General features: G+C 67.0%; 17 protein-coding genes and 1 tRNA gene. 7 read left to right on the top strand and 11 right to left on the bottom strand.

What is annotated here, in order from left to right; genetic code table 11:
- Positions 1 to 162: 162 nt before the first annotated feature.
- The gene (locus DIZ27_RS48690) at positions 163 to 531 is read left to right on the top strand and encodes a peptidase inhibitor family I36 protein (protein WP_109377099.1); all 369 of its coding nucleotides are present in this window, start codon (positions 163 to 165) and stop codon (positions 529 to 531) included.
- Positions 532 to 997: 466 nt separating this feature from the next.
- Here the strand turns inward: DIZ27_RS48690 and DIZ27_RS05205 are convergent, their stop codons facing one another.
- The 3 genes from DIZ27_RS05205 to DIZ27_RS05195 all read right to left on the bottom strand — a co-directional run bounded on the left by DIZ27_RS05205 (position 998) and on the right by DIZ27_RS05195 (position 4698).
- On the bottom strand, positions 998 to 1288 hold the full coding sequence (locus DIZ27_RS05205; protein WP_109377098.1) for a hypothetical protein: 291 nt from the start codon (positions 1286 to 1288) through the stop codon (positions 998 to 1000).
- A gap of 1655 nt (positions 1289 to 2943) precedes the next feature.
- Complete coding sequence (locus tag DIZ27_RS45070; protein WP_146228908.1) at positions 2944 to 3846, bottom strand: hypothetical protein; 903 nt, start codon at positions 3844 to 3846, stop codon at positions 2944 to 2946.
- A gap of 81 nt (positions 3847 to 3927) precedes the next feature.
- On the bottom strand, positions 3928 to 4698 hold the full coding sequence (locus DIZ27_RS05195) for a transposase (protein ID WP_109377096.1): 771 nt from the start codon (positions 4696 to 4698) through the stop codon (positions 3928 to 3930).
- An 877-nt stretch (positions 4699 to 5575) separates the two neighbouring features.
- On the opposite strand from DIZ27_RS05195, the gene DIZ27_RS05190 reads away from it, so the two are divergent.
- On the top strand, positions 5576 to 6040 hold the full coding sequence (locus DIZ27_RS05190) for a hypothetical protein (protein ID WP_258308246.1): 465 nt from the start codon (positions 5576 to 5578) through the stop codon (positions 6038 to 6040).
- A gap of 398 nt (positions 6041 to 6438) precedes the next feature.
- Here the strand turns inward: DIZ27_RS05190 and DIZ27_RS05185 are convergent, their stop codons facing one another.
- Positions 6439 to 6768: a hypothetical protein gene (locus DIZ27_RS05185; RefSeq protein ID WP_109377094.1), complete on the bottom strand. Its 330-nt coding sequence runs from the start codon at positions 6766 to 6768 to the stop codon at positions 6439 to 6441.
- 271 nt (positions 6769 to 7039) lie between these two features.
- On the opposite strand from DIZ27_RS05185, the gene DIZ27_RS05180 reads away from it, so the two are divergent.
- Together DIZ27_RS05180 and DIZ27_RS05175 are read left to right on the top strand one after the other, a co-directional pair.
- Positions 7040 to 7441, top strand: coding sequence for a DUF6221 family protein (locus DIZ27_RS05180; RefSeq protein WP_109377093.1), 402 nt, complete (start codon positions 7040 to 7042; stop codon positions 7439 to 7441).
- A 205-nt stretch (positions 7442 to 7646) separates the two neighbouring features.
- Positions 7647 to 7979, top strand: a complete 333-nt coding sequence (locus DIZ27_RS05175; protein ID WP_109377092.1) for a hypothetical protein — start codon at positions 7647 to 7649, stop codon at positions 7977 to 7979.
- Positions 7980 to 8076: 97 nt separating this feature from the next.
- Here DIZ27_RS05175 and DIZ27_RS05170 read toward each other — a convergent pair whose 3' ends face one another.
- Both DIZ27_RS05170 and DIZ27_RS05165 read right to left on the bottom strand, forming a co-directional pair.
- Entirely contained in the window at positions 8077 to 8391 is a 315-nt protein-coding gene (locus DIZ27_RS05170) for a hypothetical protein (protein WP_109377091.1), read from the bottom strand.
- 248 nt (positions 8392 to 8639) lie between these two features.
- Entirely contained in the window at positions 8640 to 9131 is a 492-nt protein-coding gene (locus DIZ27_RS05165; protein ID WP_258308245.1) for an SRPBCC family protein, read from the bottom strand.
- A gap of 195 nt (positions 9132 to 9326) precedes the next feature.
- On the opposite strand from DIZ27_RS05165, the gene DIZ27_RS45585 reads away from it, so the two are divergent.
- Positions 9327 to 9405 (top strand) — tRNA-Gly (locus DIZ27_RS45585).
- A gap of 93 nt (positions 9406 to 9498) precedes the next feature.
- Here DIZ27_RS45585 and DIZ27_RS05160 read toward each other — a convergent pair.
- Positions 9499 to 10620: a hypothetical protein gene (locus DIZ27_RS05160; protein ID WP_109377090.1), complete on the bottom strand. Its 1122-nt coding sequence runs from the start codon at positions 10618 to 10620 to the stop codon at positions 9499 to 9501.
- Between the two features lie 223 nt (positions 10621 to 10843).
- On the opposite strand from DIZ27_RS05160, the gene DIZ27_RS05155 reads away from it, so the two are divergent.
- The gene (locus DIZ27_RS05155) at positions 10844 to 11131 is read left to right on the top strand and encodes a DUF4190 domain-containing protein (RefSeq protein WP_109377089.1); all 288 of its coding nucleotides are present in this window, start codon (positions 10844 to 10846) and stop codon (positions 11129 to 11131) included.
- Positions 11132 to 11280: 149 nt separating this feature from the next.
- Here DIZ27_RS05155 and ppk2 read toward each other — a convergent pair whose 3' ends face one another.
- From ppk2 to DIZ27_RS05140, 3 genes are all read right to left on the bottom strand, one after another.
- Entirely contained in the window at positions 11281 to 12255 is a 975-nt protein-coding gene (gene ppk2 / locus DIZ27_RS05150) for a polyphosphate kinase 2 (RefSeq protein ID WP_109377088.1), read from the bottom strand.
- Positions 12256 to 12287: 32 nt separating this feature from the next.
- Positions 12288 to 12530 carry a DUF6411 family protein gene (locus tag DIZ27_RS05145; protein WP_109377087.1) on the bottom strand — a complete coding sequence of 81 codons (243 nt, stop codon included), beginning with the start codon at positions 12528 to 12530 and terminating at the stop codon, positions 12288 to 12290.
- Positions 12531 to 12760: 230 nt separating this feature from the next.
- Positions 12761 to 14188 (bottom strand): transcriptional regulator, encoded by a 1428-nt coding sequence (locus DIZ27_RS05140; RefSeq protein ID WP_258308244.1) that lies wholly within the window; start codon positions 14186 to 14188, stop codon positions 12761 to 12763.
- A 325-nt stretch (positions 14189 to 14513) separates the two neighbouring features.
- On the opposite strand from DIZ27_RS05140, the gene DIZ27_RS05135 reads away from it, so the two are divergent.
- Entirely contained in the window at positions 14514 to 15059 is a 546-nt protein-coding gene (locus DIZ27_RS05135) for a DUF4232 domain-containing protein (RefSeq protein WP_181383395.1), read from the top strand.
- 226 nt (positions 15060 to 15285) lie between these two features.
- Here DIZ27_RS05135 and DIZ27_RS05130 read toward each other — a convergent pair whose 3' ends face one another.
- On the bottom strand, positions 15286 to 16635 hold the full coding sequence (locus tag DIZ27_RS05130; RefSeq protein ID WP_258308243.1) for a phosphatase PAP2 family protein: 1350 nt from the start codon (positions 16633 to 16635) through the stop codon (positions 15286 to 15288).
- Between the last annotated feature and the right edge of the window lie 139 nt (positions 16636 to 16774).

Raw genomic sequence — 16774 nt, 5'->3', positions numbered from 1 at the left:
CCGGAAAGGTGGCGCTCCGTAGTAGATCAGGGGGCTGGACTTCATCGGAGCTGATGAGTAGCTTCAGGACACGACATCAACTGACCTTCTGAGCACGCGCGTTACGAATAGCCACTCAAGTAGTCGCGCGGCACAGTGGATCGATCTGGAAAGAGGCGTTCCATGAATAGATGGCGGAAAGTCATATTGAGTGCATCGGCGCTCGCCTTGGCTGTCGGGGGCACGATGGCAACCTCTACGGCCGCGCACGCCGCCAGCACCGACGGCAGTTGCCCATCTGCAAATCTCTGCCTCTGGGACAACGCCAAATTCACTGGTGGGAGACTCATCAGCGCAAGCACCAACGCCTGCGTCTGGATTAAGCCCAGCCACCAATTTAAACGATCGTACATCAGTCATTTGCCGGTCACCGCAGTACTCTGGCATGAAAACGAACCACTGCGGACGCTCCCCTCTGGCGGGTTCAGTAGCGATTTCTCTTCACATATTTACTTCAATTACATCTGCACGAACGGAAACAGGCCTTATTGATCCGCTTTGACGGAAATCGGTCACGTTGCTCCGACAACAGGTGCGCGGGGGCGCCCGAGGCAGATGCCGAACCGGTGCGAGTAAGTGGCGGCTCGCGGGGTGGCCGTACGAGCGTGGCGTGCGTAATCGGCATCCTGTGTTCGGCTGCACAGCAGAGAAATACAGCAACCCCAGCAACCCCAGCAACCAGCAGCGTCCAACGCTGGCCCTCGCTGCTCTCCCGGCAGCCGGTGTGACCTCTGATGACCGATCTCTTCAGAGCTACGGATCAGAAGGTAGCCGTGCCCCACGCGTGCCCGGTCGAGCGGGAAACCACGGGGAACAACGGGCAGCGACGGTGGCCGGACATGAGAACGGCCCCTGACCGAGTCTCCCTGGTCAGGGGCCGTTTTCACTGCTCGTCGAGCGGAGGCGGTGGGATTTGAACCCACGGTGGTGTCGCTGCTACGACGGTTTTCAAGATCGCTCAGTCGCCGACGAACCAGAGATATCGGTGTGTTCCGCTCTGAACGACCTGGCACAACTCGCGGGCCTGATCTACCCAGGCACCGCCATAGGCTTCGGGAAGTCGATCAAGTTCCGCGAGCAGCAACGGCACCTGTCGCTCATTGAAGACGGCATCCCCGTAAGGACTCAAGGCCCACAGCATCGGGAAGGTCACCGGGTCCAGCGCAGGAAAAAGGTCCGTCCACTCCAGTCCACCCTGGGCACGAGCCACGGTCTTCCCCAGGTCCCCGCGCACCACCATGTTGATCATCCGCCGACCATACCGACAGTTGCCCCCGGGCCGACAAGACCACATATCTACACTGCTCGCTCGTCAGCCCGGGCCGTCCGAGCTCTCGGCACCAGGCTGGCCACAGCAGAACACGGAGGCCGGGCCGTCCCTGGGCCGTGCGGGGGTACTCAACGACGACCAACGCTGACAACTAGCGACAGCCAAGTCGCAGGTCGCAGCGTTGATCGATTGCACGGCCGCAGGTCAGAGACCCGGCCCTTCACTTCTTCGGCTACTGATCGCACTCGATGGAGCTTGACTCGCCCATTGAGACTCCACCGGCCGTGAGGTCATCCGCGCCGCGCTGATCCAGATGGCGACCCACCAAGGGCGTAGTCGTGGGGCTCGGGAATGCGGGGGCGGCCTCCTCCCCCTCTTTCACCCTCATGCTCCGGGCTGACCCTGCCGTGCGCCCCTCTGCGCTGGTAGAGCTTCGATGTGCAGCATTGCGTGCATCACGCATGCTCTGTACGCCTCTTGTGTACCGCGAGACCCAGAGAGACGTTTGGTGTGCCAGCGGTCGACAAGTGAGAGGAAACGCCGTGGGCCGGTGTGAGTCATGCAGGAAAAACAAGGGCAAGTGTCGCAAGTGCGAGGGCACCGGCCGAGTCGATGGCTTCTTCGACACCAGGTGCAAGCTGTGTGGAGGCGATGGCGAATGTAGCTCTTGCGGGGGCAAGGGGTACATCGGTTTCTTCGACGACCCGCCGAAGAAGAAGTAAGGGTTGGCTCTGAACCGACGGGCCGACTGAGCCAGCCGCATCAGGTCAGGCTGAGATCTGTCAAGAGGGCGCCGAGCGCCTGACATCAACGGCTGACACCAACAGACGCGGACACAGACGGTCGGCGTTGAACCTCACCGGACGATCAGCCGAGGACTTCGGCGGGTTGACCGATGTCGCCAACACCCCATGATCGACCTGATAAGGATGAGGCTCGAACCTGTCCCAGGTGGGGCGTCGCCCTCAAACGATGGGCGGCGCCCCGCCGGCTTGACTCGGCTATTGAGACTCCAGCCCAAAACCGCTCCGCCGACCTAACAGGCCCTGCGACTGCAACCTAGGGATCTCTGTTCCGAAACTGCAAGGCAGGCGACCTTTCTGGCTGCAGAGCATCTCGATCCGAGACGCTGATCAGCATGTTGAAGAGCCAAACGAGCCTAATTGACCTAGCCGCGCCAAGGACTAGTAGAAATTCTGTGACCCATGCGGTATGACCGGCGGATTTCGACCTGTCGAGCAACAGCAGGAGGAGACATCCCGAAGAAGTGATTAACATTCCCGTAAGGATGCTGGACCAGTTCCTTCTGAGGCTACTACCGAAGCGCCTGCGCAGCTCCCGCATGTCTCGACCGTGTGAACTTGCGTATTGCGCTATCGCGGCAGTACCGAAACCACCCACGAGGGCGGAAACTGAGGCGGCAGTCGTATATAAATCCTTCCGTCGATCAGCTGTTAAGCCATCCATGATTCCGGGCCATGAAGCCCAATGAGTGATACCAAAATGGACCCCCACGAGCAGCGCAGCCAGGGCCCAGTCAACGCTGGGCACCTCGCTCCATGCGTCCTTAAGTCGACGCAACGCAGACCTGACATCCGACACGGCATCACCCCCCAACGTGGAGGTGGCTGACTCTACTGGCCGACACCGACAGCAGTCTTGAGGTCGCGCCGCTTGTCCTCTGCTACCTGCATGATCGCAGCCACACTTGCTTCGTAGCGGGGGCGCCCGTCGGCTGCGTTGACCTCCACCCGGCACTTGGCCGTGATGTGGTGCTTGATGAAGTCCAAGGGCTCATCGCTTGTTTCCCCTTCCTCGCTGGGAAGGGTGACCTGTGCCTGCGCGCGGTCCACTCCGGTGGGGCCCTCAAGGTATCCCAACTCAGACATGAGCGACTGAATGTCGCTTTGCAGCCTGCGTTGTCCTCGGAGTCTTGCGACTGGACCCGGCCCTCCCTTTTTGGGAATCTCGATCTTCAGTGTGATCCGGTGGTCCGGGTAACGGGTGTCCCCAAAGCGAACGAAACTTGCTAGACCCTCTCCTTCCGGTGGGGCGATTGCCGGGCTTGGGCGATAGCTGAACTCAAAGTTATGCACGGCCTGTGCCTTCTCTAGCTTCTCCCACACATTGTTCGCTATGACTGGCCACAGGGCGATCTCGTCATTTGCTATCTGGCATGAATTGAGCCAGCGCTGAATAGCCGCCGCTCGAGGAGAGCCGGGCTTCCCTTGGAGTACTCCAATGATATTGCCGTACTCCAGGAATGACACCGTCGTCGTGTCAATCGTTCCCTTGTTCCCTTCGAGACGGATATCTTCGATATGTCCGTGGTCCAGATCTACTGTCTGGAGTTCGCCAGTTCCGATTCTGCCGACCAGCAGGTGTAAACGTCCTTCTACTCTCACGGCCTGGCCGATGAAGCTGTCACTGCGGTGCGTTGTGATGCGATCGACTGCCGGGGTCCTTCCCAAGTTCTCAAGGAATATTTGCCAGTTCGTCTCTTGCATTCGCGCATTTAAAGAATCCTTGGCGCGCACGATCTCGAAGAAAGCAACGGTCCCTAAGCGCTGTCCCGTAAATGATCTACGGCATGCTGGTTGACCAGCGTCGTTTCCCGGTCACCCGGCGAGGGTGAGGTTGTGGAGGCGGGCGATGCCGAGCATGGCGTGGTAGACACCGTCGCCTTTCAGGCGGCAGTCGCGGAGGATCTTCCAGGTCTTCATCCGGGCGAAGGTGTGCTCGACGCGGGCGCGGACCTTGCGGTGGGAGCGGTTGTGGTCTTCTTTCCAGGCCGGGAGCTCGGCCTGACCGGGTGCGCGGCGGTGCGGGATGACCAGGCCGGTGCCCCGGTAGCCGCCGTCGGCGATCACCGTGGTGCGGCCGACGGCGTCCTTCGCGCCGGACAGGTCCCACGCCGTGCAGTCGTTGCGGTTGCCGGGCAGTGGCCGGCCGACCGCGACGACGAGGCGGGTGTCGGCGTCGATGACGACCTGGTGGTTGGTGGAGTACCGGTAGTTCTTGGACTGTTCGGCGACCTGGTGGTCGCGGGTAGGGACCAGGGTGCCGTCCACGATCAGGACGGTGTCCTTGCGGAACCGCTTGCGTTGCTGGAGGGCGAGCGCCGGGCCGAGGTGGTCGATGATGCGGTCGGCCGCGGACTTGGACACCCCGAACAGCGGGGCCAGTTGGCGCAGAGTCAGGTTGGTCCGCCAGTACGCGGCGACCAGCAGGACCCGGTCCTCCAGCGGCAGGCTCCACGGCCGGCCCCTGCGGACCGGGTCGGCGCCCTCGCGCCGCAGTGCGGTGATCAGTTTGCCGAACTGCCGTGGGCTCAGCCCGGTGAACGGGGCTATCCAGGAGGGCTCCGACGCTGTGATCACACCAGACACAGCAAGACCATCTCACCGTGACCAGCAGTTACGGGACAGCCCTTAGACGGGTAGCCATGGTCCCCCCACGCCCGTATGTGTTGACTACATAGAAGAGCAAGGGTCCACACGGTGATCGCGATGCGCAAGGGGGCGGTGGGGGTCGTGAAGTGGCACGACAGGGACATGCCCCACTCCAAGGGGGCTCGTGACCGGGCGGTGGTGATCCATCCCTGGGCCGTCCCTGGGCCGTCCGACGCCCCCCGAGGCCGACCAACAGCGACCACCAACGACAGGTGTCCCGACCGGCAGCCCCAGGTCACCCGGTTGGATCTGCGACACTGGTACCGCCATGCCTAAGCCCGGAGAACTGGAGTGACGACGCCGGGCCGGCTGACTACGGTGGTCCCGTGTTGGAAGACGATGGTGGTCGGGCCGCCTGGCTGGAGTCGAAGCGGCTACTCGTCAGCCCTGAGCGTCACATCAACACGTTGCGATGCCTCCTCGCCGAGGACGACGACGCGCTCCTGATGCATGACTACGACCTAATCAGTGATCCGCAGACAGTCGCCATCGTGAGAGCTCAGCAGCGCGCAGCGGGACAGCGCCGCCGTAGGCTACGGCGACTGGCAAGGCGTCGACGCTCCGCGAGTTGACATCAGCAGATGACATCAACGTCCCCAGACAGCAACGGACCGGAACAGTCGCAGGAGCACCGGGGACTGTCAGCGTCATGCGCACAGAGCATGCCGCACGGCCCGGTGATCGAACTCCTAAAGCGGGTGTCGCAAGGCGCCCTCGACAGAAGGTCGGGACCTCGTCGACACTGATCGGCATGGGGGACAGCGCGGTGTGGGTCGCGGCCTTTACCGGCGGTACAGCCATGTTTGCGAGCTGGGTGACCAACCTAGGGAACGTGCGGGCCGCCCGGGTCCAGGCTGAGGCCTCGGCACAGGCCCAGCACCGGGGACAGGTGCGCGAGCTGCGACGGGCCGCATACCTGGAGCTGATGGGACACACTCACATCGTCGGTGAGTTGTACCGGAGGGTCCTGGACGCGTTCCACCAGATCACCGACCCGGACCAGCAGCTGACGCGCTTCGAGGAATTACGTTCGGAGCTGCGCGAGGCCTACGACCCTCTCATGCACAGCGTCCGTGTCGTCGTCCTGGAAGGGCCGTCCGCCACCGCCGAAGCGGCCCAAGCCGTCCTGAACGCAGCGCGGGAGACCAGCCGGTGCTTGTGGCCCATCACCTGCGATGACGCGGACGCGCGTGCCCGCTTCGACGAGGTGCAGGGGACGTACCTGCGGTGCCTGGGACGGTTCGTCGACGCGGCACGCGCGGCGATGGAAGCGTCCTGATTGGATGCCAGTGCCCGGTGGCATGGCTGGCACTCACATCTGTCGGCGGCCCTGCCGCCTGGGCAGGGGTGATCCCGTCCATGGTCGAGCGCACCACAAGCGCACCAGATCGAGCGGGGAACAGCGGGGAACCACGGTGAAAGCAGCCGAGCCCGCCGGGACCGTTCGCCCAGGTCAGTGCCCAATCCGGCCCCGAATGCTCGCAGCTTCCCAAGCTGATGGCTCAGGAGGTGTGCTCCCGGACTGGCCGCCGCGGCCTCTCTGGTCGACGGCCGGCAGCGTGGCTGGGGCTGGCGGGGGTGCAGCGAGGCACACACGCGCCCGATCGGTCGACGCGCCCGCCGTCGGGGCTGACTGTCGTCGGCTGATGCCCAGGCCCCGGCTCTTCCCTGCTGCGTTCAGAACCCGGGTGTGAAGCCGGCGGACTCGTCGATGTGGAACGCAGAGCCCGAAGTCGTCGGAGTCCACCCCTCACGCAGGGCCAGCCGAATGGCCGCAGCAACACCAGAGGGCAACACAGGCTCGGCCTCACGACCGATCCAGTTACTCGTATGCGGCTGGTTGGTCGTCACCACGAGGACCGCGCCCGGGGCGTCCGCACGCTCGACCGCGAACGTACACGGTGACCAGGCCATCCCCTGGAAGTACGTCGGTCTGCCTCGCAGCCGCCAGCGGTAGGCCGTGCCGTCGACAACGATCCGTCGTGATCCCTTGCGGACCAGCGCCATGGCTCCCCCTTCAACAGCGAGGATGCTAGCGAGCCCGGCTCCACCGTCCGTCTCAGTTTCCGTCTCATTCAGCGCCGTTCACGGCCGTTCAGACGAGACCGAGGACGGCAGTCGCTGCCACGGCCGATCGCTCATGAACGCAGGTGAACGGTCCCGTTCGCAGCCCCCGAGGCCACCAACAGACTTGGAAAGCGTGTTGGTCCAGGGCCCGAAGGCAAGCGACGGTTGCAAAACGAGTGCCAGCGCCCGGTCGATCGTCGAGGATGCCCGCATGAACAACGACCTGGTGGTGTTCCTCAATGCGCGCTTGGACGAGGAGGCCGATCTGGCCCGGCGCTGCGACGGGGCCGGGTGTTGCGGAGAGTGGACTGCCTCTGGGGGCACAGTCGACTTCTGCCAGGTGGACCTCGCCGGCTTCCATCCCACAATCGCGCAGCACGTGGCCCTGCACGACCCCGCCCGCGTGCTGCGCGAAGTCGAGGCCAAGCGACGTGTGCTGAGCCGTCACGCACTCAGTCCTGCCGAAGGCAACTCCGAGCGTCCCTGGGATAACCGTGATGACTGCCGGTTTGACGGCGGCCTCTGGCCGTGCGACGACCTACTCGACCTCACACTCCCTTACCAGGACCACCCCGACTTCCCCGAGCGATACAAGTCGAACCGAGGGACGTAGCGACCGCACCACGAGGGCACCAGATAGAGCGGGGAACCACGGTGAAAGCAGCCGGGGCCGACCGGCCCACGGATCGGCCGTTAGCCCAAGTCAGTGTCTGAACCAGCCGCAAATGATCTCAGCTTCCCAAGCTGAAGGCTCTCCTGGCGCCTACGCCAGCACCTCTGTACGCTGCGCTCCTTCGACCCGCAGGAGGGCATGGGCTATGAACGACAGGCTGTTGACCACGCTCGCTACCACGATGGCCCAGCTGATCACCAGCATCGACATGACGAGTGACGAAGATGTGGATCCGGATCTCGCTTCAGGATGGTTCGAGGATCTTGCCTACGCGTTCGACCAGCTTCCACCCGTCGACCGCCTGAGGCTGGCAGCACTCTTCAGAGATGCGGCGCAGCACGAGCCACAGCCCGACCGGCGGGCCTCCATGATGGACCTGCCCGAGAACTTCGGCCTGGAGGACGACGAGGACAGCCAGCCCGCCAGGCGTGCCACAGCCGTGCCAGATGCAGGGGTCAGCAGCGGTCAACGAAAGTGACTGGCGGGTGCATGCACGCCCGCTGGCTCGGCTGGCGAAGCCGCAGGTCACCGGCTCGATGTCCCAGCCTCTCTCCTAAAGTGGTTGCCCGGCCCGCTCACCGAGTCCACACCCGCTGGAACTCTTCGGCCGAGATGGTCTCCAGCAGGTTCTCTTCAGGGTCAATCGCTTGGTCTGTCAGGAATCCGTGCTCGTCCTCCAGGTACTCCCAGCTGTACCGGTGGAGTTGGCCGGCCGAAGTCAGCTCGGCTTGCTTGACGGCGATCAACTCGCCGCGGTCGGGTACGGCCTCGAAGTACCACAAGCCGCCCTCCTCGTCAGTGCCGCGGAAGTGGTGCCGCAGGGTGGCGTTCTCATCGAGTGCTCGGAAGTACGCCACGCTCTCTGCTTTGATGCGCTCCAGGTCAACCACGGGGTCATCGTGCCAGCGAGCACGTGCGGGTTGCTCCGCTCTGACATCTACGCGTGACATCAACGACGCCGGACGCCAGCACTCCTGGGCGGTCCGACACGGCCAGTGCGACCGGGTGGTTCCCCGGCGGTGCCGAGGAGCGATCGAACTCCTAAAGCGGGTGTCGCAGGACCGAATCCTGCCAAGCCAGGCCTTCAGGATCGACCCTGCGTACGGCCTTCGCCACCGGGCTGCCCGCGCGAAGGCCGTCAGACGGGCCGGGCCAGACGGTCCGTCAGAACACAGGCCCGGGCCCGCTGGACCGCTCCCGCCTGGGAAGCGGCGAACCGCAGCAGGCCTGGGGGCGTCCGCAGGTGCAGGGTGTCGGTGACGACGCTGCCGGCCTCGTGGCGGTCGATGGCGAAGCGGTAGCTCATGCGGACCCGGCCGGGGCTGCGGACCTCCCCGAAGATCTCGGCGGAGTGCGGAAGGCCGTCCGGGACGGCGGCGAGCGTGACGTCGATGATGTTGTCGCGCCGCAGGACGCCCAGGAACCGGAAACGCTCCACGGCCGTGTAGTTCACGGTGCCGCCGTTGCGCCGCACGTCACGGACGGCAACGACGAGCGGCGACAGGCCGACGTAGTGCAACGGTTCGGCCAGGTGCGCGAAGACCTCCTCCGGCGGCGCGGCGATCTGAAACGTGTGCTTCAGCTCGGTGGACAGCACCTCGGCCCCCTCCTCGATACGGCGCGCCGGCACGGTGATCCTCCCATCGCCGGGGCGGAAAGTTCCCGTACCCCGGTGGTAGGGCGGTCTGCGGGTCGGTACAGCTCATCGGAGCCCAGCCCCGGAGCCGACGAGAGGCGTGCCAGACGCGTGCCAGATCGTGCGGGGAACCACGGGGAAGACCGGGGAGCCAACCGACCGCCCACCGGGCACCGACACTGCTCCGCCGCAGGTCAGCTTCGGAGCAAGCCGCAGATGCCCTTAGCTTCCCAAGCTGAGAGCGCGAGTTCGATTCTCGTCACCTGCTCCGGAGAGAAGCCTCAGGTCGGCGGTCTGGGGTCGGTTTGTCGCTCGTCGGGAGAGAGTGAGGACCGTTGGGATGTCGGCTCTTCGAGGCAGGTCAGCCGTCGAAGCCGGACCAGGTGACGGGGACGTCCACAAGGGGGGCCAGAGCCTGGCGGTGAGTGGCGCCGACAGTGACGTCGAAGGTGCCGTTCTCCCAGCCGTCACCGATCGCCGCGACCAGGCCGGGAGCGACGAAGAAGCGGGTGCGCGTCCCGGGCCGGAAAGGGTGCAGCGGTACCTCCCGGAGGGGGGCAGTGAGCTGTGCGACTTCGGCCGCGGCCATGGGGTGTGCCCAACCACGGTATGCGGAGCACAGGGCCGCTTCGAAGAGGCAGAACTGGAGAAGGAATCCACTCAGGGGCTCCGCCTCCGGGACGAGGGTCTCGCCGTCCTCGTCGTACCAGACCGTCGGGTCGGGTTCGGAGTCGTCCAGGGTCCAGCGGAGGAGCCAGCGGAAACCTCCCTGGTTCTCGTGACCGAGGATGATCATTTCCCCGGCGTCGTCGACGCGGAGAATGCCGGCGGGCCGGATGTGGTTCTGCCGGCCGAGCACTTGGGGGCGACCGACCGCCAGGCGGTAGAAGTGCCGGAGGGCGGTCGGCAGGGAGGGAACGGACGCTTCCGGCCGTAGGGTCTCCTCCGGGTTTTCGACGGGGTGCCAGGCGGTGACGAAAAGCTCAAGGGCCTTCGCCCGGTCGCCGTTCACATGGTCGAGCCACGCCAGGCCGGGCAGTTCCACGGGCGGCAGGGGCGGGCGGGCACGGTCGAGGAGGACACGGGGCAGACTGGTGAGGGGGCGGATTCGGGCATCGATGAACGCGCTGTCAAGCCTTCCGTACTGACCCGCATACCCCTTGCCGAGGTACAAGGTGTCCTGCGGAGTGCGCACGGCGAAGTGCAGGGGAGGGTGTTCCCCGCGCCACGGGTTCCACCGGAGCAACGCGACGACCGGCTCCGACGCGGGGCCGACGAGCCGTATCTCGTCGGCGTTCCAGACCCCGCTCCGGCCCGGCTGATCCCCTGCCTCCACGGTGAACACCGCCCCCTCCGGGCCGGACAGCACTTCCGTGCCGGAGAGGACATGGCGCTCGACCGCCGTGGCATCCGCACCCGTCAGAGCGAGCACATCGGCTTCGGTGAGCGGAGCTCCGAGGAAGGGGTGTGTTTGTTCGGGCATGGGCTGCATTCTGACGGCACCCACTCCGTGTAAGTGGGCCGACCACTGGTCACAACGCCGACCACGGACCCTGTCCAGGGGGACACGGGAGTTCGCAGGACGGGCTTCGCACCTGACGGGGCGTCGACATGGAAACGTCTTGACGGGGCATCCGGACAAACAAGCCAAAAGTAAGGAGAGTGCGGCCCGTTCGGTCCGTGCAACCGACAACCGGGAGTATCCAATGACGAGTTATGGCAGTTCCTCTGCCGCGTCCTCCGGATCGCGCACCAACGGCCTGGCGATCGCGAGCCTCTGCTGCGGCGTCGTCGGCCTGTTCTTCCTGAACATCGTTCTGGGCCCCTTGGCCATCGTCTTCGGTGCCGTCGCCCGCCGCCAGGCGGCAGTCAGGAACGGCGCCGGAATGGCGAAGGCCGGCATCATCCTCGGCGTCGTCGACGTGGTCCTCTGGCTCGTGCTCCTGGCCGTCGCCACCAGCAACGGCGGATTCAGCTGGTACGTGGGCGGCTAGGTGTACTGACCCGCGGCGTTGTCGACGCGGCTGACGGGTGGGTGGCCGCCGAGGCCGGCGTGCCGGTCCGCGGAATGCGGGGAACCGGGCGATCCACCCCATCAGGCCGCCGCCTCCCCGCATCTCGGGGAATCTCACAGCCCGTGGCGTCAGTCGGCCTCGGGGTGCTTGCCGGGCCCCTCGGCGTCGGGGGACAACGGAGTGGGTGACAGGGCGGTGTCCTCCTCACCGGGCTCCAGAAGGGTGTCGGCGGCGCCGACGATGAGGCGGTCGGGTGTGCCGACCGCCTCGTCGTCCTTGCTGGCGTAGTCGATGCGCGACAGCAGACTGCGCATGGTCTCCAGCCGGGCGCGCCGCTTGTCGTTGCTCTTGACGACGGTCCAGGGGGCGTGGGCGGTGTCCGTGGCGCGGAACATGTCGACCTTCGCCTCGGTGTAGTCGTCCCAGAGGTCCAGCGACGCCAGGTCGGTGGGCGAGAGCTTCCACTGGCGCACCGGGTCGACCTGCCGGATCGCGAAGCGCGTGCGCTGCTCGGAGCGGGACACGGAGAACCAGAACTTCACCAGCAGGATGCCGTCGTCGACCAGCATCCGCTCGAAGGCCGGGCACTGGTCGAGGAACAGCTCGTACTCGTCCTTGGAGCAATATCCCATTACGCGTTCCACGCCGGCCCGGTTGTACCAGGAGCGGTCGAAGAAGACGATCTCCCCGGCCGTCGGCAGGTGCGCGACGTACCGCTGGAAGTACCACTGGCCCGTCTCGCGCTCGGTGGGTTTGTCCAGGGCGACCACGCGTGCGCCACGCGGGTTGAGCCGCTCGGTGAGCCGTTGGATCGTGCCGCCCTTGCCCGCCGCGTCACGCCCCTCGCACACGACGACCAGGCGTGCGCCGGTGTCCTTGACCCACCGCTGGAGCTTGAGCAGTTCGATCTGCAGGATGCGCTTGGTCCGCTCGTACTCCTTGCGGCTCACCTTGCGGTCGTACGGATGGTTCTCCCGCCATGTCCGGAGGGGACGCCCGTCCGCGTCCAGCACGATCGGCTGCTCTCGCCGACTGGCATCCACAGTCAGCCCGTCCAGCAGCCTGTCCCCGTCTTCGGCGTCTTCGGCGTCTTCGGCGTTCATCACCTGGCTCCCCGCTCGGTTCGCACAGCCGGTCAGAAGGGCATACGGCCACGGGAGCGGCGGCCTGCCGAACTGCTGCGGCTCACCGCACGCGAACTGGTGTGGAAGGGCTTGCTGAAGAGCCGGCCCAGGATGCCGGGCGCCTTGCCGCCGACCCGCGCCCCGGCACCGAGCGTGCGTTGCGTGCCGCGTTCGGGACGGCGGGAGAGACGGGGAACGAGGAAGGCCAGGACGGCCAGGACCACACACACGGCGATGACGGCGACGACTACCATGCTCGGCTCCCTTCGCTGGTGGACGGACATACAGATGCCCCGTCCCGCCCCGCCCATGTGAGCAGCGAGGGCCCCCGACCGGGGAACCGCTGCGCGCTCCCCGTCTGCGCCGCCCGGGTCAGCTCTCGGTCCCGGCGGGTTCCTCGCCGGGACGGTCGACGACCGCGTCCACGACCGTGTCCGGCAGGTGCGGGAGATCCTCACTCGGCTCGGGGCCGGGGTCCTGGGGATCAGTTCTCCGCCACGCTGAACCATTCGGTGCCGCCGACCAGGTGCTCGTAGACGGGACGGCCCTGGCTGCCGCTGGTGCGGAACGGTTTTCCGTGGTCGTCGATCCGTGTGGTTCCCTGACGGCCGCCGCTTGACCACTGCAGCTCCACGTACCAGTTCACATCGTGGGTCCGGGCACGGGCGGTGATGTACAGCACCTCGGGATCGGACCGGCTGACCTTGTAGGGGAAACCGCGCTGGCCGGCCTTCGGCACGACGACGGGGTGACCGGCGTCGAGGTCCGTGTCGAACGACCTCGTCTCCACGCCACCGCCGCAGCCCGACGACCCCAGGTACGCGTTCCAGGCCGGGGGCGCGCCCGAGCTGACCACGCGGACGTGCAGGGACTCGATGACGACGGTTTCGTCCCCGGTGCCCTGGACGGTCAGCGCCACCCGCTGCCGGTCGGCGGCGACGGCGCCGTGCGCCTTCACCCAGCCCGGCACGTCCTGCCCCATCACCGGCGGCGAGACTTCGTCGGCGGGCCGGTCGATCAGGTACTTCCCCTCGCACTGCGGGTCGTCCCAGGCATAGGTGCGGGTGCTCACCGTGAGCGGGACCTCGTCGCTGTCCTGGGCACGGCCCGTGTCGGTGCTGCGTGCCGACGGTTCGGTGTCGGGCGTTCCGGGGACCGGGGCCGGGGCCGGGGAGCGGCCGGGGTGCGCGGAGGGGGACGTGGGCCCCGACGGGCGCGGCATGGTGGCGGAGGAGGCCGGTTCCTCGGAGGAGGTCACGGTGTCGGCCGGCCGGCCGTTCTCCGCCGGCTCCGTCCCCCCGTCCTTCAGGCCGATCGTGAGCGCGGTGGACACGGCGGCGACGACGGCGGTGCCCGCCGCGATCAGGGCCCACCGCCTGCGGGCGGTCCGGAGGGGCGCCGGAGTGCGGCGAGTCGGGGCAGCCGCCTTTGGCGACGGTTCGGTGACGGACTCGGAAGGGCCCCCGGGATCGCTCATGGAAGTGGGCGCGGTTGCGGGTGGGGGTACGGGCGCGGGCGGGGTGCCCGGCACGGCCTCCGGCCGGGGTCGGTCCCCCGTGCGTGCCTGCGTGGAGCGGGGCTCCGGGCCCGGGCCGGACGCGGGCGCTCCGGACCGGTCCGCGGAGCCCGGTTCCGTGTCCGCCGTGGCCCGCCGGGCGCGTTCCCGTGCCGCGTCCGCCAGGACCCAGCGCCGGTGTAACTCGACCCGTTCCTCGGGAGTCGCCCGGCACACCTGGGCGAAGCGGGAGACGGCCGCGTTGTCGGCCGGCACGCTTTCCCCCTTGCAGTACCGGTGCAGCGTCGAGGTACTCATGTGCGCCCGCTTCGCCAGGGCCTCGTAACTCAGTCCGGATCGCTGTTTCAACTCGCGCAGCAGCGCCGCGAAATCAGCGATCTCCTCAGCCGCCCCCACCGGTCCCCCATTCCGTTCGACATCCCACGAAGGTCACGTTTCCCCAGGTCAGAGCCGGTCGCACATCCCAGCGTCCCAAAACTCCCGATGGAATGGCGAATGGGACGCCGTATGGCACAGCCTTGGGCCATCCAAGCACGGCGCTTCGCCGGACACAGTGATCCGCCCCGCTCAATTCCCCTTTCACGGGCCGCCCTTCCGGCGTGCCCACCCGCACTCCCGCCACGCGGCACGGCCAGGACAAAACCGGTCGGCCGGTCAGCCGACCGACACGGTTCACCACCAAAAAATCATCTTCCTGATGTTCAGAGAAAGCAGTCCACTCATGCGTATCGCCACTCGTTTCGCCTCTCGCACGACCGCCTCCATGGTCGTCGCCGCCACCCTCGCGCTCGTCGGCTTCCAGACCGCCGGGCAAGCGGCCTCCGCCGCCACGGCGAAGGCATCCTCGGCCGTCACCTGCACCACGGCGAACACCAAGCTGACCGTCACCGAGGCGCCCCGCCCGATCAACCACCTGCTGCTCAAGGCCACCAACACCGGCACCAAGCCCTGCTACGCCTACAGCGCCCCCTACCTGAGGGCCGGCACCGACGCCCAGGCCCCGCTGCCGTGGGCTCGGGAGACCACGCCGCAGTCCGTGGTGGTGCTCGAGCCCGGTCAGTCCGCTTACGCGGGCATCACGACGTTCTCCCCCGACGGCGAAGGGGGCAGCACCGCGAAGACCCTGGGCGTGTTCCTCGCCGACAAGAAGGGCAACGCGACCGACCAGGAGAAGACCTTGAAGCTGCCGAACGGCGGTGTCTTCTTCAACAGCGCCGCCACCGTCACCTACTGGCAGGACAACGCGGCGGACGCCCTCTCCTGGTAGCCGCCCTGACGTCCCACGACACAGCCGCCGTCCGGCCTCACCGCCGGGCGGCGCAGGTCGGCACGAGGAGGAGGCGCCCCCGGCCGGCCCTCACATCCTCGTGAACGGCAATCCGGCCTCGGCCGTCAGCGGCGCACCTCAGCCGGGTCCCGTGGACGAACCGACTGCCACCCGCGGCACCCCCGTCGACAAGGAGCGCACAGCCGGCGACCCGGTGCGACACGGTTCAGATCGGTTCCGGTTGCGGTTCCGGTCGTCGCGCCGGGGCGGCCCCCGGTTCCCACGCCTCGGTGGTCCGTACGTAGCCGTGGATCACGGAGGTCATCGCCAGCACGAGCAGGGGTCCGGACACCCACGGGTGCTCGGCCATCTGCGACGGCAGGAAGCGGTAGGACAGCAACAGCGCGGCGAAGACCGTCGCTCCGTGAGCGACCAGCCGGATCCCCGATCGGTCCCAGCCGCGGTCGAACGACCGCAGAGCCGCCTCGATCGTGAGCACGAACACCACGCCGGCGATGAGATCCACGCCGTAGTGGTAGCCGAAGCCCAGCGTCGCGGCGAGCGTGGCGATCAGCCAGAACGTTCCCGCGTACCGCAGGACGCGCGGGCCCTTCCGGGTGTGGATGAAGAGCGCGGCAGCCCACGCCGTGTGCAGGCTGGGCATGCAGTTCCGCGGGGTGATCCCGTCGAACGGCATGGGGTGCGGGGTGTTGATCGGCGGCGGCGTCCGCGGCCACAGGTCGGCCACCGCCCAGTGCTCGCTGGACGGAATGTCCGGCGCCCACAGGCTGACCGCCGCCCAGTACTCGGTGCCGGTGCCGTAGGCGAAGAGCGGTCCGACCACCGGGAAGACCATGTAGAAGGCCGGCCCGAGGAGGCCGATCACCAGAAAGGTGCGCACCAGGTGATGGCCCGGGAAGCGGCGCTCGACCGCCACGCCGCGCAGTTGGTACAGCGCGACGACGACCGCGGCCACCGCGAGCTGACCGTAGACGATGTCGAGGAGGTTGAAGCCGATGGGGCCGGTGGCGGTGACGATCCGGCCCACCAGCCATGACGGATCGCCCAGCGCGTGATCGGCTGTCGCCACGTACTGGTCGAGCACCGTCGGGCGGGTCTTCGAGGTGATGAGCAGCCAGGTGTCGCCGGTCTTGCGGCCGGCCACCAGCAGCAGGCCCAGCCCGACGCCCTTCAGCAGCAGGACGCGTTCCCGGCCGGTGCGGCGAGTGACCGCGATGACCGCGTGGCCCAGGATCACCCACAGCGCGCCGTTGCCGAAGGGGTGGCCGCCGCCCGTCCCGGCGTCCATCGTCCACCGGACCAGCCAGAAGGCGATGTCGATGCCGATCGCCGCACCCGCCGCGACGAACCGTTGCCGCCAGGTGAGGACCACCATCATCAACGCCATGGCGGCGTACAGCAGGCCGCCCGACTTGGGTGCGAACACCAGCTCTCGCACCTGGCCGGCGATCGGCCCCGGGAGGCCGTGGCGGCGCGCGGTGAACTCCAGCAGGACGAGGAGTCCGAGGGCCGCGGCACCCGCCACGGCCCAGAGTCTCGCCCGTGGTCGACGCATCGCAGAGAACGCGGTTCTCTGGTTTATTCGCGGAAAGTCCCGCGGTGGCATGTGTCTCACTTCTGGCTTCTCTGTCAGATGTTGGTCATGTCAGGGCTAGTTTCGCTTGTTTCCTTCTGGCCGGAACCGCTTTCCCTCC

Source organism: Streptomyces sp. NWU339 (genome assembly GCF_003143855.1).
Classification (GTDB): Bacteria; Actinomycetota; Actinomycetes; order Streptomycetales; family Streptomycetaceae; genus Streptomyces.
This window is presented reverse-complemented; position numbering and strand designations above follow the sequence as displayed.

What these genes read in the sequence shown, in the direction of transcription:
- DIZ27_RS05155 (WP_109377089.1), top strand. Translation starts at nt 10,844, where the DNA reads ATGACGAGTTATGGCAGTTCCTCTGCCGCGTCCTCCGGATCGCGCACC.
- ppk2 (WP_109377088.1), bottom strand. Translation starts at nt 12,255, where the DNA reads ATGAACGCCGAAGACGCCGAAGACGCCGAAGACGGGGACAGGCTGCTG.
- DIZ27_RS05185 (WP_109377094.1), bottom strand. Translation starts at nt 6,768, where the DNA reads ATGGCGCTGGTCCGCAAGGGATCACGACGGATCGTTGTCGACGGCACG.
- DIZ27_RS05145 (WP_109377087.1), bottom strand. Translation starts at nt 12,530, where the DNA reads ATGGTAGTCGTCGCCGTCATCGCCGTGTGTGTGGTCCTGGCCGTCCTG.
- DIZ27_RS48690 (WP_109377099.1), top strand. Translation starts at nt 163, where the DNA reads ATGAATAGATGGCGGAAAGTCATATTGAGTGCATCGGCGCTCGCCTTG.
- DIZ27_RS05160 (WP_109377090.1), bottom strand. Translation starts at nt 10,620, where the DNA reads ATGCCCGAACAAACACACCCCTTCCTCGGAGCTCCGCTCACCGAAGCC.
- DIZ27_RS05135 (WP_181383395.1), top strand. Translation starts at nt 14,514, where the DNA reads ATGCGTATCGCCACTCGTTTCGCCTCTCGCACGACCGCCTCCATGGTC.
- DIZ27_RS05180 (WP_109377093.1), top strand. Translation starts at nt 7,040, where the DNA reads ATGAACAACGACCTGGTGGTGTTCCTCAATGCGCGCTTGGACGAGGAG.
- DIZ27_RS05130 (WP_258308243.1), bottom strand. Translation starts at nt 16,635, where the DNA reads ATGCGTCGACCACGGGCGAGACTCTGGGCCGTGGCGGGTGCCGCGGCC.
- DIZ27_RS05205 (WP_109377098.1), bottom strand. Translation starts at nt 1,288, where the DNA reads ATGATCAACATGGTGGTGCGCGGGGACCTGGGGAAGACCGTGGCTCGT.
- DIZ27_RS05175 (WP_109377092.1), top strand. Translation starts at nt 7,647, where the DNA reads ATGAACGACAGGCTGTTGACCACGCTCGCTACCACGATGGCCCAGCTG.